The sequence below is a fragment of the Pseudomonas sp. IPO3778 genome (assembly GCF_013386825.1).
Lineage (GTDB): Bacteria > Pseudomonadota > Gammaproteobacteria > Pseudomonadales > Pseudomonadaceae > Aquipseudomonas.
This window is the reverse complement of sequence record NZ_JACARC010000034.1, coordinates 397,228-411,841: the sequence shown is the minus strand read 5'-3', so window position 1 is coordinate 411,841 and position 14,614 is coordinate 397,228. Positions and strand designations below refer to the sequence as shown.

At 62.4% G+C, this 14,614-nt stretch carries 15 protein-coding genes; 2 read left to right on the top strand and 13 right to left on the bottom strand.

What is annotated here, in order from left to right:
* The first annotated feature begins 46 nt into the window (after window positions 1-46).
* On the top strand, window positions 47-427 hold the full coding sequence (locus HX855_RS18130; RefSeq protein ID WP_177086512.1) for a helicase: 381 nt from the start codon (window positions 47-49) through the stop codon (window positions 425-427).
* 147 nt (window positions 428-574) lie between these two features.
* On the opposite strand, the gene HX855_RS18125 is transcribed toward HX855_RS18130, so the two are convergent.
* The 9 genes from HX855_RS18125 to exbB form a co-directional block, all read right to left on the bottom strand.
* Window positions 575-1,975, bottom strand: a complete 1,401-nt coding sequence (locus tag HX855_RS18125) for an aminoacyl-tRNA deacylase and HDOD domain-containing protein (protein ID WP_177086514.1) — start codon at window positions 1,973-1,975, stop codon at window positions 575-577.
* A 228-nt stretch (window positions 1,976-2,203) separates the two neighbouring features.
* Window positions 2,204-4,279: an ATP-dependent DNA helicase RecG gene (gene recG / locus HX855_RS18120; RefSeq protein WP_177086515.1), complete on the bottom strand. Its 2,076-nt coding sequence runs from the start codon at window positions 4,277-4,279 to the stop codon at window positions 2,204-2,206.
* A gap of 8 nt (window positions 4,280-4,287) precedes the next feature.
* Entirely contained in the window at window positions 4,288-5,208 is a 921-nt protein-coding gene (locus HX855_RS18115) for a hydrogen peroxide-inducible genes activator (RefSeq protein ID WP_003213305.1), read from the bottom strand.
* A gap of 113 nt (window positions 5,209-5,321) precedes the next feature.
* Window positions 5,322-5,852: an iron transporter gene (locus tag HX855_RS18110; protein ID WP_024078112.1), complete on the bottom strand. Its 531-nt coding sequence runs from the start codon at window positions 5,850-5,852 to the stop codon at window positions 5,322-5,324.
* A 20-nt stretch (window positions 5,853-5,872) separates the two neighbouring features.
* Window positions 5,873-6,691, bottom strand: a complete 819-nt coding sequence (locus HX855_RS18105; RefSeq protein WP_177086517.1) for an FTR1 family protein — start codon at window positions 6,689-6,691, stop codon at window positions 5,873-5,875.
* A gap of 3 nt (window positions 6,692-6,694) precedes the next feature.
* Complete coding sequence (locus tag HX855_RS18100; RefSeq protein WP_177086519.1) at window positions 6,695-7,030, bottom strand: cupredoxin domain-containing protein; 336 nt, start codon at window positions 7,028-7,030, stop codon at window positions 6,695-6,697.
* A 167-nt stretch (window positions 7,031-7,197) separates the two neighbouring features.
* Window positions 7,198-7,947 carry an energy transducer TonB gene (locus HX855_RS18095; RefSeq protein ID WP_177086521.1) on the bottom strand — a complete coding sequence of 250 codons (750 nt, stop codon included), beginning with the start codon at window positions 7,945-7,947 and terminating at the stop codon, window positions 7,198-7,200.
* Complete coding sequence (gene exbD / locus HX855_RS18090; protein WP_017476711.1) at window positions 7,944-8,369, bottom strand: TonB system transport protein ExbD; 426 nt, start codon at window positions 8,367-8,369, stop codon at window positions 7,944-7,946. The genes HX855_RS18095 and exbD overlap by 4 nt, the downstream gene beginning before the upstream one ends.
* A gap of 6 nt (window positions 8,370-8,375) precedes the next feature.
* Entirely contained in the window at window positions 8,376-9,362 is a 987-nt protein-coding gene (gene exbB / locus HX855_RS18085) for a tonB-system energizer ExbB (protein WP_177086523.1), read from the bottom strand.
* A 189-nt stretch (window positions 9,363-9,551) separates the two neighbouring features.
* Here exbB and HX855_RS18080 point away from each other — a divergent pair, with 189 nt between their 5' ends.
* The gene (locus HX855_RS18080; RefSeq protein ID WP_177086525.1) at window positions 9,552-10,403 is read left to right on the top strand and encodes an SDR family oxidoreductase; all 852 of its coding nucleotides are present in this window, start codon (window positions 9,552-9,554) and stop codon (window positions 10,401-10,403) included.
* Between the two features lie 5 nt (window positions 10,404-10,408).
* On the opposite strand, the gene HX855_RS18075 is transcribed toward HX855_RS18080, so the two are convergent.
* The 4 genes from HX855_RS18075 to spoT form a co-directional block, all read right to left on the bottom strand.
* Window positions 10,409-11,143, bottom strand: coding sequence for a hypothetical protein (locus HX855_RS18075; RefSeq protein ID WP_177086527.1), 735 nt, complete (start codon window positions 11,141-11,143; stop codon window positions 10,409-10,411).
* A 149-nt stretch (window positions 11,144-11,292) separates the two neighbouring features.
* Window positions 11,293-12,036: a hypothetical protein gene (locus HX855_RS18070; RefSeq protein WP_177086529.1), complete on the bottom strand. Its 744-nt coding sequence runs from the start codon at window positions 12,034-12,036 to the stop codon at window positions 11,293-11,295.
* A 63-nt stretch (window positions 12,037-12,099) separates the two neighbouring features.
* Window positions 12,100-12,480, bottom strand: a complete 381-nt coding sequence (locus HX855_RS18065) for a RidA family protein (protein ID WP_003213288.1) — start codon at window positions 12,478-12,480, stop codon at window positions 12,100-12,102.
* A 24-nt stretch (window positions 12,481-12,504) separates the two neighbouring features.
* The gene (gene spoT / locus HX855_RS18060; RefSeq protein WP_008439435.1) at window positions 12,505-14,610 is read right to left on the bottom strand and encodes a bifunctional GTP diphosphokinase/guanosine-3',5'-bis pyrophosphate 3'-pyrophosphohydrolase; all 2,106 of its coding nucleotides are present in this window, start codon (window positions 14,608-14,610) and stop codon (window positions 12,505-12,507) included.
* Window positions 14,611-14,614: the final 4 nt, after the last annotated feature.

The following is a 14,614-nucleotide window of genomic DNA, read 5'->3' as shown; positions in this document are numbered from 1 at the left end:
CGTTAAACTGCTCCGGCCACCCAATAATTACACTGAGGCCGTGTGCATGAAATTTCGTTTTCTTCTCTGGATGCTTGGCCTGTTGATGGGCAAAGCCAGCCGCACCAATCCTGCGTTCCAGCAGCAGTTGGGTGACAAGGACTTGGCGTTCCAGCTGCAGACCCTCGACGGCAAGGTTGCCCGTCACTTCATCGTCAAAGACCAGCGCATCACCAGCCGTTCGGGTGTTCATCCCGCGCCTGCATTTGCTATCGCCTTTAAAGACGCCGCCTACGGCTTCGCCACGATGCAAGCGAAGAACAAGCAACTGGCGTTCATGACGGGGATTCAGGACAAGTTGATCCAGATCAAGGGCAACCCGGCGCTGGTGATCTGGTTCCAGGGGTTGACCAAGTATTTGAAGCCGAAGAAAAAGCCGAAGGCTTGATGGCTGCACCCCAATTCATGGGGTGAGAATGCTTACTGTGGCGAGGGAGCTTGCTCCCGCTGGGCTGCGAAGCGGCCCCGGCTTTTTTGGGAGTGCTGCGCACTCCAACGGGAGCAAGCTCCCTCGCCACATTGATCTCCTGAGGCTTCAGGCCTGGCTGAACTGGGATGCCAGCTCCCGCAACAACGTTTCCGCATCCAGCACTTTAGCCACCACGTCTTCCGCCTTGTCCCGGGTCAGCCCCAGGCGTTCAAGCAGTTCGTCCGGGATGTCTTCATCCGGCCCTGAACCGATCCCTCGGCTGCGCAACAAACGCACGGCCAGGCACACCAGGTTCGGGTATTCGGCGTATTGCCCGTCGTAAGTCGGGTCGTGCTGGAAGCGCAGGGCGGTGGACAGTTCGTCCGGCATGTCCCAATAACGCATCAACCACGCACCGATCTGCTCGCGGCTGATGCCCAGCAGGTGCTGTTCGACGTAGCTGTGACACAGGTGCGGGTTGACCTCCAGGTGCCGGCAGATCAGCGAGAAATGCGGCGGGAACACGTGGGCCAGCAACAGGTAGCCGAAGTTGTGCAGCAGCCCCGCCAGGTAGGTCAGGCCGGCTTCCGGGCGCTGGGCGCGGGGCATGGCGCGGGTCAGGCCTTCGATCACGGCGGCGGTGTAGATCGACTGGTGCCAGTACGGCGTGGCCTGTTGCGGGTGGTCCTTGGGCAGGCTCAGGGTCTTGCCCAGGGCCAGGCCCAGTGCAAGGTTGATCACCAGGTCAAAGCCCAGCACGCGCACGATGGCGTCCTCCACCGAGCGGATCTTGCCCGGCGAGGCGTAGTAGGGCGATGCCGCCCAGCTCACCACTTGGGCCGCCAGGGCCGGGTCGGTTTCCACCACACCGGTGATGTCGTCGATGGTGGCGTTGGGGTCGACCCGCAGCTTGATGATCTTCTGCGCCGTGTCGGCCAGCGGTGGAATCTCGATGGTCGCTTCCAGGCGCTGCTGGATGCGGCGGGCGGTGAACGCCTGCATCGCTTGGGTGATTTCTTCGCGGTCGTCGTTGGGGCGATCCAGGTTCGGTCGGATGCTGCTCAGCGGCTCGCCGAAACTGGCGGCGCTGGCTTTGGTCAGCATGCTCTTGAAGGCGTCGCTGGAGATCTCCAGCAGCAGCCCGGCCTCGCCCGAGTGAACCAGCACGGTGGGTTCACGCAGCAGGCTTTCTTCGTACAGGCACGGGGAGCTGGTCAGCGGCGGCAGGCCGGGCAGCAGGCTCAGGCTGTGCTTGCCGAGCATGCGCTCGAGACGTTCCGCCGACACCGCCGTGAGGCGCCGGCCGGTGAGCTCGGCCAGGCGATTGAGGTCAAGCAGCTGGTTCTGCGGAAACATCACCATGAGTGCACCCACGGCATCATCGAGCAGCACGGCCTGAACCTTTTGTGCCGGGTTCAGGCCAGGGCGGTCGGTAACTTCCGTGTAGCTGATGGCGAGCTTTGCAAGCAGCGTCCGAATCACCGAGGGAGCGGTCGGCGGGGCTGTGGCGAGGGCAACTTCTGACATGGCCTGAATCCAATTTCCTACAGTCATTGGAGTATAACCAGCTTGATACAAGTGTTGGTTGACTAAGTGCGGTTTGTGACACTGTCGGCTATTGCAGGCGCCTGTAGGAGCGAGCTTGCTCGCGAAGGTCGTTAACGCTGACGCGGGTATTCTGATTCAACGCGGCGCCCTCAGGTTTTTCGCGAGCAAGAACTAGGCGTCCCCCTCGCTCCTACAGTGAGTCAGCCGTCACACTTGGCCGTATTGCTGGCCATGTCGAAGCCAGCGATCGAGCAATGGGCTGACATGTTCCGGCCAGCGCTCGATCAACGCCTGGGCGGCATCGCGCACGGCGGGCAGCAGGTCGGCATCGCGCATCAGGTCGGCCACCTTGAATTGCAGCAGGCCGGTCTGGCGGGTGCCGAGCATTTCGCCGGGGCCGCGCAGTTCGAGGTCTTTTTCGGCGATCACGAAACCGTCGTTGGTCTCACGCATGATGCCCAGGCGCTGGCGCCCGATCTGCGACAGTGGCGGGTGGTACAGCAGCACGCAATGACTGGCGGCGCTGCCTCGGCCCACGCGGCCGCGTAACTGGTGCAACTGCGCCAGGCCCAGGCGCTCGGGGTTTTCGATGATCATCAGGCTGGCGTTGGGCACGTCGACGCCCACTTCGATCACCGTGGTCGCCACCAGCAGTTGCAGGTTGCCGGCCTTGAACTCCGCCATCACCGCGGCCTTTTCCACCGGCTTCATGCGGCCGTGGATCAGCCCGACCTTGAGTTCGCCCAAGGCGCTGGTGAGGTCTTCGTAGGTGGTTTCGGCGGCCTGGCAGGTCAGCTCTTCCGACTCTTCGATCAGCGTGCACACCCAATACGCCTGACGGCCTTCGGCGCAGGCGCCGCGCACCCGTTCGATCACTTCCACCCGGCGGGTGTCGGTGACCAGCACGGTGTTGACCGGCGTTCGGCCCGGCGGCAGTTCGTCGAGGATCGAGGTGTCGAGGTCGGCGTAGGCGCTCATGGCCAAGGTGCGCGGGATCGGTGTGGCGGTCATGATCAACTGATGCGGGCTCATGCGGCCGCCCACGCCTTTCTGGCGCAGGGCCAGGCGCTGCTGCACGCCAAAGCGGTGCTGCTCGTCGATGATCACCAGCGCCAGGTTCTTGAACTTCACTTCGTCCTGGAACAGCGCGTGGGTGCCCACCACCATCGGGGCGCCGGCGGCGATCTGCTCCAGGGCGGCTACGCGGTTCTTGCCCTTGAGCTTGCCGGCCAGCCACGCGACTTCCAGGCCCAGGGGTTCGAGCCAGCGCTTGAAGGTGATGAAGTGCTGCTCGGCGAGAATCTCGGTGGGTGCCATCAGCGCCACCTGATAGCCGGCTTCGAGGGCTTGCAGCGCGGCGAGGGCGGCGACCACGGTTTTACCCGCGCCTACGTCGCCCTGGATCAGCCGCAGCATCGGTTCTTTCTGGCTCAGGTCGTAGGCGATTTCATTGCCCACCCGCTGCTGGGCGCCGGTGGGTGCAAACCCCAGGTTGGCCAGGTATTGCGCCGGCAGGCGCGTGGCCTTGGGCATGGCCGGCGCCCGCAGCGAACGCATGCTCTCGCGCAGGCGCTGCTGGGACAGTTGGTGGGTCAGCAGTTCTTCGAACGCCAGGCGATGTTGGGCCCAGTGATGACCTAGGGCCAGTTCGTCGACGTCGGCGTCGGCCGGTGGGTGATGCAGGTAACGGATCGCATCATCCAGCGGCGCCAGTTGGTAGTCGCGCGCCAGTTCCTGAGGCAGCCAGTCGGGCAGGCTTTTTGGCCCGAGCATCGTCAGGGTCTGCGTGCACAATTGGCGCAAGCGCTGCTGAGTCAGGCCTTCGGTGAGCGGGTAAATCGGCGTGAGCGTGGTGTCCACCGGCGGCGGCTCGTCGCCGGTAATGGCGCGGTATTCCGGGTGGTAGATTTCCAGCCCCGACGCGCCGGGCCGGGCTTCGCCGTAGCAGCGCACGCGGGTGCCGCGCTTGAGGCCTTCTTTCTGGGCGTTGCTGAAATGGTAGAAGCGCAGGCTCAGGCCGCCGGTGCCGTCCTGCAGGCGCACCACCAGACTGCGGCGCTTGCCCATTACCACGTCGGCGCCGCTGACGGTGCCTTCGACCACCGCGTCCTGCCCGGGGCGCAACTGGCCGATGGGCACCACGCGGGTGCGGTCCTGGTAACGCAGGGGCAGGTGGAACAGCACGTCCTGGAGATTTTCCAGGCCGACCTTGGCCAATTTCTCGGCCATGGCCTCCCCGACACCCTTGAGTGCCGTCACCGACACCTGCGACAGCTCAGTCATACCGTTACTTAGCTCGCAGCAGGCGGCTTGGCCACCGAACACAGGCGGATCGAGTCGGCGAGGATTTCAATGGCTTTGGGCCGCGGGAAGCTCGCACGCCAGGCAATCGCCACGGTGCGGAACGGTACCGGCGGCGTCAGTGGGCGCACGGCGATCACGCCCGGGGCGTAGTGATGGCTGTCGACCGCCGACAGCGGCAGGATCGAAATGCCCAGGCCGGAGGCGACCATATGGCGAATGGTCTCCAGGGAACTGGATTCCACGGTGGTGTGCTTGGCGCCGTCGTTGCCCTTGGTCAGGGTCGGGCAGGCTTCCAGTACCTGGTCGCGGAAGCAGTGGCCTTCGCCCAGCAACAGCAGGCTCTTGTCGTTGAGCAGGCCCGCGTCGATGGTGTCTTTCTGCGTCCAAGGGTGGGACGCCGGCATCAGCACGTAGAACGGCTCATCGTAGAGCGGCAGGGTCAGCACGTCGGCCTCGTTGAACGGCAGGGCGATAATGATTGCGTCCAACTCGCCGTTGCGCAGTTTGTCCCGCAGCACGTGGGTGAAGTTTTCTTCGATATACAGCGGCATCTGCGGCGCGACGCGGTGCAGTTGCGGAATCAAGTGCGGGAACAGGTACGGGCCGACGGTGTAGATGGCGCCGACTTTCAGCGGTGCGGTCAGCTGGTTTTTGCCGGCCTGGGCCAGCTCGCGAATGCTTTGGGCCTGTTCCAGGACCTTCTGGGCCTGGGCGACGATGCCTTCGCCGACGGGCGTGAGGCGCACGGCGCTTTTGCTGCGCTCGAAAATCAGCACACCGAGTTCGTCTTCAAGCTTCTTCACACCCACCGACAGCGTCGGCTGGCTGACGTGGCAACGCTCGGCCGCGTGGCCGAAGTGCTGCTCTTGGGCGAGGGTAACGATGTAGCGTAATTCTGTAAGAGTCATAGCGGGCGTCCATGAGGTTGCGGGCCAAGCATACCGGCTGCAATCGATAGACGCACGTTATCAGACAGCATGGGGTTTACGACACCTGGTAATCAGGTGTCGTGTGCAGGCTGTCAGCTTTGCGGGTATTTGAAGGTGAAGGTTTTGGTGAAGGGGCCCCACCATTCCGGTACGCCGGTTTCCTTGTCCACATGGTGGAAGAAACCTTTGATTTGCGGGCTTTCATAGCGCAGCACCACGGTGTAGGTGCCAGGGCCGTCCATCTTCACGTTGTTGGCGTAGTGGGCACCGTCTTTGGCCACCATCGGCAGCAGCGTGCCGATTTCCTTGTAATCGGGCGACCCCTGCTTGACCAGCGAGTAGGTGATGGTCAGGTAGGGCACCCACTCGCCGTTGGACAGGCCGTACTTATTGTCGGCGGTGGCATGCACATCCGTCTCGAGGTGCACCGAATCCTTGCTCATCACCATGCCCGGTGGCATGGGGGCCATTTCGATGCCCACCAGGTAGGAGGAGGCGATTTCCATGTCGTTGACCTGGACGGGCCCGCCAATCGGGTACTCGCGGGCTTGGGTCAGGGTGGAAGCGGCCAGGGCGCTGACAAGTACCAGTGCGGTGGCCAAGGGGTTGCGCAGGTGTTTCATGGTGGGGCTCCTTGGGACAGTTAACGGGATTGCGTCGGGCGTGAATGCAGCAAGCGGTTACCCAGCACCAGGAGCGCAAGGGTGACGGACCAGGCGACCAGTTGGACGCCCAGCGGCCGGTCGGTGTAGCCCACCAGCGCGGTCAGGGCGCGGCCGGTGAGGCTGCCATCGGAGACCAGCCAGGAGGTGTCCCAGAGTTGGTAGCCCCAGGCGGGAATCAGGTCGATACCGGCTAGGATCGCGGCGGCCCGACCGGCCATGCCGGCGGCGAGCAAGGCGATCATCCAGCCGGTAATCGAGAACAGGCGCTTGAGGCTGATGGCAACCAGGCCGCGGTACATCAACCAGGACAGCGCCGCGCCGGCGGCGATGCCGAGCACGCCGCCGGTCAGCATCGACAGCGGATCTGCCTGGCTCGATGCGGCGATGCCATAGAGGAACAGCACGATTTCCGAGCCTTCGCGCAGCACGGCCACGGTGATGACCACGGCCAGGGCCCAGAGTGATTTTTCGCCGTTGAGTACCGCATTGCCGGCGCTGCGCAGTTGGGTGGCCAGCTCACGTCCATGGCTGGCCATCCACAGGTTGTGCCAGCCCAGCATGACCACAGCGACCACCAGAATGGCCGCGTTGAAAATCTCCTGGCCGAAGCCTTGCAGCGCCTGGGTGATCGCGCCGGTAAACAGCGCCAGGATGCCCGCGCCCAGCACGCCGGCCGCGATCCCTCCGCCGATAAACAGCCCGCGTCTTGCCAGGCCCTGGGTGGCGGCCATTACGATCCCCACCACGATCCCGGCTTCCAGTACTTCACGAAACACGATCAACAGACAGGCCAGCATGGCTTACTCCTTGGCCGCGACGGCAGTGACCGTGCCTTTGGCCTGGTCCGGGTGGTAGTCATCGAAGAACGTGTAGGTGCCGGGATGGAGCGGGCCGGCAAACACCGTGATGGTGTTACCGGGGACGATGATTTTTTCGAATTTCATGTCATAGCTTTCGAACTCATCGACGCTTTCGTCATGGCTGGTGAGTTGAATGCGAAAACGCTCACCGGCCGGCACCTCGAAATGTGAGGGACTGAAGGTGTGGTTTTGAATGACCAGGGTGACCAGATGATCCGCCTGCGCTGCGACGGGAAAAGCCAGTAGGAGGAGAGCCAGCCGGGCAAGGATAGGCATGCCGAACGTCCGCTAATGAGAATTATTCGCGGATGATTAATGTTGTCGTTAAATGTTACAAGTGAAGATGGCGTTAGGTAGAGGCCCGTTCAACCCTGGTTCAGGTTGCGGTGAAGCGCGAGGATGAAGCAACCGCCGTAGGCACCCGAGAGTGCCCACGGTGAGGGTTACCGGCGACGTTTTTCGATGTTGTAAACGAACGGCGCAACGATCTCGATGCTACCGCCTTTCAACATGTCGGCCGGCGGCTTGGGCAGCGGCTGGGCGCGACGGATCATGTCGAGGGTGGCGCGGTCCAGGTCGGCGTTGCCGGAGCGGCCCACCAGCTCATAGGACAGCACGTTGCCATCGGCATCCACCACGAAACGCAAGCGGTTCAGGCCTTCCTTGCCACGCGCCTGGGCGCCCGGCGGGTACTTCTTGTACTTCTGCAGGTGGCCCAGCAGGGTACTTTCCCAGGTGGCCTTGGCCGCGATCTGCTGCGGTGAAGGGCCCGGTTGTGGCTGAGCGGACTTTTCCGTAGGCGCGTTGTTCTGCGGAGTTTCGCTCGGCGGCTCTTCGGAAGGTTTTTCCTTGGGCGGGTCGGGCTTCTTCTCCACCGGCTTGGGCGGCTGTGGTTTCGGCTTGGGCTTGACCGGCTTGGGTACCTGGATCGTCGGCTTCGGTGCCTCGGCCAGTTTCGGCAATGGCAACTCTTCCACCGGCGCTGGCGGCTGTGGCGGCGTAATCACCTTCGGCGGGGCCGGAGGTGGCGGCGCCGGCAGGGGTGCCAGGTCGATGACCATGGCCGCCGGTGGCAGTTGGACCGTATGTGGCGCCGACCACTGGAGCGCGATGATGATCGCGACGGCGTGGACGCCCAGTACGACGGCGAGGCTGGTGCCATAACGCGTCAGTTTGTGGCGCGTCGTGATCATTTCTTGGCTGCCGTCTCAAGTCCGACCAGGCCTACCTTGAGGTAGCCGGCTGCCCGCAGGGCATCCATCACGCTCATCAGGTCGCCGTAGTCCACGCCCTTGTCGGCCTGGAAGAAGATCGTCGTGTCTTTCTTGCCCTGAGTCTTGGCGTCAAGCACCGCGCCCAGGGTTTCGGATTTGACTTCTTCTTCGCCCAGGAACAGACGCTGGTCTGCCTTGACGCTGAGGAATATCGGCTTCTCTGGCCGCGGCGCAGGTTTCGCGCTGGAAGCAGGCAGGTCGACCTTGATGTCCACGGTGGCCAGCGGTGCGGCCACCATGAAGATGATCAGCAGCACCAGCATCACGTCGATAAACGGTGTGACGTTGATTTCGTGGTTCTCGACGAGCTCGTCGTCGCCTTGATTCAAATGCAGGCCCATGGCCGATTACCCCACTTTCACCATATGCGGTTGCGAGCTGCGCTCGGAAGGCAGGTGATCGAGGTCACGGCTGACCAGCAACAGGACTTCCGCCGAAGCGTCCGACACCTGGGCCTTGTAGCCGGCGATCGAACGGGCGAAGACGTTATAGATGACCACCGCAGGAATCGCCGCAACCAGGCCCAGGGCGGTTGCCAACAGGGCTTCGGCGATGCCGGGCGCCACGACGGCAAGGTTGGTGGTCTGGGTTTTGGCGATGCCGATAAAGCTGTTCATGATGCCCCACACGGTGCCGAACAGGCCGACGAAGGGCGCGGTGGAACCGATGGTGGCCAGCACGCCGGTGCCGTTGCTCATGTTGCGACCGCAGGCGGCAACCAGGCGCTCCAGGCGGAAGCTGACGCGTTCCTTGATGCCTTCTTTTTCGCGGCTGTTGGCCGACAGGCGCATTTCTTCGAGTGCGTCGTGAACCAGCAGATGGGCCAGGGTGCCCTTTTTCGCCGCGCTTTCGCTGGCTTCTTTCAGGGTGGCGGCTTTTTTCAGGTGGACGATTTCAGTACGCAGACGACGCTTGGCGCCCAGCAGCTCGAAGCCTTTGGCGATCCAGATGGTCCAGGTGATGATCGAGGCGATGGCCAGGCCGATCATCACGATCTTCACGATGATGTCAGCGTTCTGGTACATGCCCCAGGGCGACAGGTCGTGGGCCATGCCCAGGCTGTTGTCTTCTTCCAGCACAGCGCCGGAACCGTCAGCCGGTGCGCCTTCGGCGGCCAGTGCCGGGTCGGTGGCAGCGGGTGCAGCCGCCGGCGCAGGAGCGTTTTGCTCGTGAGCTGGCGCGGTGGCAGCAGGCTGGGTGGCCGGCGCGGTGTTGTCGGCGAACGCGGCGGTCGGTGCCAGCAGAACGCTGAACAGCACTGCGGCAATCGCACGCCAGGCGCGGGTTGGGCTGTGAGTCTTGGTTGGCGAAGCGGGGAATATATTGCGTGTCATGCTGGCCGGACCTGAGAGAAAAAAATGAGTGGTCGTCCTTCCAGACCCTGGCGGGCCGAGGACAAAAGGGCGGTCATTATTGCAAGTAATTCTTGTTAACAGAAGCAATACGGTTACTTTATTTGTCGTTTTGCTGGCCGCTGGTCATGTGCGGGGGCTAATCTTCACCTTTAAGAACGGAGTTTTGTGATGTCTGCGCCTTCTGTGGTGATTGCCGGTTGCGGCGATGTCGGTAGCCGTCTGGCCACCCAATTGCTGGCCCAGGGTTGGGAGGTTCATGGCCTGCGCCGGGATACCTCGCGCCTGCCCAAGGGCGTTATCGGGATTGCCGGCGACCTGTTCAATGAAGACTGCCCCGACACCTGGCCGGTGGGCGGGGTGGATTACCTGGTGTATTGCGCGGCGGCCACTGATCACGACGAAGCCGGCTATCGCGCAGCGTACGTGCAAGGGTTGCAGCATGTGCTGGAGTGGTTGAACGACTACGGCCAGGCGCCCAAGCATCTGCTGTTTGTATCCAGCAGCAGTGTGTATGGGCAGCAGAACGGTGAGTGGGTGGACGAAAGCTCCGAGACCCAGGCGGGCGGTTATTCCGGGCAAGTGATGCTGGAAGCCGAGCAAGTGGCGTTGAACAGCGGCATTCCAGCGAGTGTCGTACGCCTCACCGGCATTTATGGTCCGGGTCGTGAATGGCTGTTGAGCCAGGTGCGCCAGGGTTATCGCGTGGCGATCGATCCGCCGTTATATGGCAACCGGATCCACGCGGATGACGCCGCAGGGTTGCTGGCGTTTTTGTTGCAACGTGTGGAGCAGGGCGGTGTGCTGGATAAGTGCTACATCGGCGTTGATGATGCTCCGGCACCGTTGGCCGACGTGGTGGGCTGGTTGCGCGAGTACCTTGGTGTGACCGAATGGGCCGAGAACGCCAGCGTACGGCGGGCGGGCAGCAAGCAGTGCAGTAATGCCCGTGCCAAGGCGTTGGGCTGGGTGCCGAGGTACCCAAGTTATCGCGAAGGCTACGCGGCGATTCTTGAGGGTTGATCGCTTCAGCGCTTTTCCAGTAGCCACCGGCGCGGGCCCGGAGTGAGTTGGGGGATTTCGTCGGGCTGGGACAGGTTGATCGCCTTGAGAATCTCGAGTCGCTTGCCGTAGCGGACGAAAATCCAGCCGTCGCCGACATCGCCCTTGCCCAGGTAGAGGGTGTCATTGCCAGCACCCTGGGTGGCGCAATCGCCGCCCAGGCACAGCTCGTACCGGTCGTTTTGCGCCAGGCCTGACACGCGGCCATCCGCCGTGAACACCACGATGTTGCCGGTGCCTTGGCCTTCAATGATTTTCCACTGGCCGGCCATATAGGCTGAGTTCAGCGCCTGCCGGAAGGTTGTGCCCCATTTCTCTCCCGAGGGGGGCGGCGGGTCAGGGCGTATAAACACTTGCCCGGCGTAACGTTCTGTGGGGAGCTGGATCAACTGCTTGCCATCCGATCGAAGCTCGTCGGCGCCATGGCCGTTGTAGTCGACGGTCCATGCGCCCGGCGCCTTCGGCAGCAATTGACCTTCGCCCAGCTCGAACGCATTGCTGACTTGTGCCTTGCCGTTGCGGGTGTCGATGTTCCATTCCAGGTTCATGCCGTGAGCATCAAGGGCTCGCAGCAAGGGCCTGCCTTGGGCGGCTGAGTCGATGGCTGCCTGGTTGATCCACAGCCCGCTGATGTCCGGTGTTTGCGGCGCATGCATGCAGCCGCCCAGCAGGATCAGGCTAATGACCAGTAATGTGCGCATGGGGGCAATCCCTGGACGGTAAAAACCATGGGGCCCAATGTGGGAGCGAGCGTGCTCGCGAAAAACGCCAAGACACCGCGTTAATTCAGGATGCCAGCGTTATCGTTGACGCCCTTCGCGAGCAAGCTCGCTCCTACAGAAAGCAGGTATCACTGTTTTTCCAGCAACCACTGTCGCGGCCCGGGAGTAAACGAGGGGACCTCGTCAGCCTGAGCGGTGTTGATCGCCTGGAAAATCTCCAGTTGCTTGCCCTTGCGCGCAAAGATCCACGGGTTGCCCTGGCCGTTCAGCTGCAGCCAGATGCTGTCGTAGCCACCGCTCATGGAGGCGCAATCGCCCGCCAGGCACAACGAGTACTGATCGGCGCCCGGCAAGCCGGTTACCTGGCCATTGGCCTGGAACTGCACCGTCGCGCCTTCGCCATTGCCGCTGCTGATTTTCCAGGTGCCGCCCATGTAGGCGGCGTACAGCGTGCGCTCGAAGTTGGCGCCCAGTGGCGCGCCTTCGGGGGCGGGGTCCTTGGCGCGGGCGAACAGTTGTTCGGGCTCATTGTCATTGGCCGTTTGCAGCAGTTGTTTGCCTTTACGCTTGAGCTCGGTGGCGGAGCTGCCGTAGAAATCCACACTCCAGGCGCCGGATTTTTCACCCAGCAACTTGCCTTCAGCCACTTCAAAGCCGTTGTAGTAGCGGGCCTGAGAGGCCTTGGTGTTCACCTCCCATTCGAGGTTTGGACCATAGCTCTGCAGGGCTTCACGCAAAGGGCCGCCCTTGGCTGCCGCATCGATGGCGGCCTGGTTGATCCAGGTGCCGCTCACATCCAGGTCGGCGGGATTGCTGGCGCAGCCGCCGAGCAGCAGGGCGAGCAACGAAGAGGCAACGAGCGCTTTGCGCATTACGAAATCCTTCCAAGAACCAATTCGGCGCAGCCTTCCTGTGGAAGTGCTGCGCCGGATGTTTTACTCGATGACCAGAATGGCGTCCATCTCAACCTGTGCACCCTTTGGCAGGGCGGCAACGCCGATGGCGGCGCGGGCTGGGTACGGTTGTTCGAAGTACTTGCCCATGATCTCGTTGACCTTGGCGAAGTGGCTCAGGTCGGTGAGGAAGATGTTCAGTTTGACGATGTCCTTGAACGAACCGCCTGCGGCTTCGGCTACCGACTTCAGGTTTTCGAAGACCTGGATGGTTTGGGCTTCAAAGCCTTCAACCAGCTCCATGGTTTTTGGGTCCAGTGGAATCTGGCCGGACATGTAGACGGTATTGCCCGCCTTGATCGCCTGGGAGTAAGTACCGATTGCTGCTGGTGCCTTGTCGCTGGTGATAACAGTCTTGGTCATGAATGACTCCTTGTAATGGATGGGCTAGGCGCGCATGCGGGTGATGCGGATCACCCCGGTCAGGGCGCGCAGTTTCTTGATCACGCGGGCCAGGTGCACACGGTCGTGCACGCTGACCACCAGTTGGACCACGCTGATGCGGCCATCGCGTTCGTCCATGCTGATTTTCTCGATATTGCCGTCGGCCGCATTGACGCTGCTGGCCAGCAAAGCGATCAGGCCGCGCTGGTGTTCCAGCTCCACCCGCAGCTCGACGTTGAATTCGCCGGTGACATCCTTGGCCCACGAAAGCTGGATGCATTTCTCGGGGTTATGACGGATTTCACTGATATTGCGGCAGTTGTCCAGGTGCACCACCATGCCTTTGCCTGCGGACAGGTGACCGACAATCGGGTCGCCCGGGATCGGCGTGCAGCACTTGGCGTAGCTGAGCACCAGCCCTTCGGTGCCGCGAATCGCCAGCGGGCCTTCGGGGCTTGGCAATTGTTCGCCTTCGCCCAGCAGGCGGCGGGCGACCACATAGGCCATGCGATTGCCCAGGCCGATGTCTTCCAGCAAGTCTTCGATCAGTTCCTGGCGGTACTCGTGGAGCATCGCCTGCACGCGTTCGGCCGGGATCTTGTCCAGGGAGCTGTCGAAGCCGTTGAGCACCTTGTTCAGCAGGCGTTCGCCCAGGCTGATGGACTCGGAACGGCGTTGCAGTTTCAGGGCGTGGCGGATGTGGGTGCGGGCTTTGCCGGTGACCACGAAGTTCAGCCAGGCCGGGTTCGGGCGTGCGCCCGGTGCGCTGACGATCTCCACCGTGGAACCACTCTGCAGCGGTTCCGACAGCGGGGCCAGTCGGCGATTGATCCGACAGGCTATGCAGCTGTTACCCACGTCGGTGTGTACCGCGTAGGCAAAGTCGACCGCTGTGGAGCCTTTGGGCAGCTCCATGATCCGGCCTTTGGGCGTGAACACGTAGACCTCGTCCGGGAACAGGTCGATCTTCACGCTTTCGATAAATTCGAGAGAGTTGCCGGCACGTTGCTGCATTTCCAGCACGCCCTTGACCCACTGGCGTGCGCGGGCGTGGGTGCCTTTTGGCTGCTCGTCGCCGGTGGACTTGTACAGCCAATGGGCGGCGATGCCGTTGTTGGCCATCTCTTCCATTTCGCGGGTGCGAATCTGGATCTCGATCGGCACCCCGTGCATGCCAAACAGCGTGGTATGCAGCGACTGATAGCCGTTGGCCTTGGGAATCGCGATGTAGTCCTTGAAGCGTCCCGGCAGGGGTTTGTACAAATTATGTACAGCGCCCAGCACGCGGTAGCAGGTATCGACCTTGTCGACGATGATCCGGAACGCGTACACGTCCATGATTTCGTTGAAGGCCCGACGCTTGCCGCGCATCTTCTTGTAGATGCCGTAGATGTGTTTCTGCCGGCCGCTGACTTCGCCCTCGATCTCGTCGATCGCCAGGCAATGGCTCAGGGACTCTTCGATCTTGTTGACGATTTCCTTGCGATTGCCCCGGGCGCGTTTGACCGCCTGGTAGATGCGCGCCGAACGCATCGGGTGCATGGCTTTGAAGCCGAGGTCTTCGAACTCGATACGAATGGCGTGCATGCCCAGCCGGTTGGCGATGGGCGCGTAGATTTCCAGGGTTTCCTTGGCGATGCGCCGGCGTTTTTCACCGGACAGCACTTCCAGCGTGCGCATGTTGTGCAGCCGGTCGGCCAGCTTGACCAGGATCACCCGGATGTCCCGGGCCATGGCCATGGCCATTTTCTGGAAGTTTTCCGCCTGGGCTTCGGCCTTGGTCTCGAAGTTCATCTGGGTCAGTTTGCTGACCCCGTCGACCAGTTCGGCCACGGTTTCGCCAAATTGCGCACTGAGCGCTTCCTTGGCAATGCCGGTGTCTTCGATCACGTCATGCAGCATCGCGGCCATCAAACTCTGATGGTCCATGTGCATGTCGGCCAGAATATTTGCCACCGCAAGAGGATGGGTGACATACGCCTCGCCACTGCGGCGGCGTTGGCCGTCGTGGGCTTGTTCGGCGTAGAAATACGCTCGGCGGACCAGGTTGACCTGGTCTGGGCCGAGGTAGGTCGATAAGCGATCGGCGAGGGCGTCTATGCTCGGCAAAGTA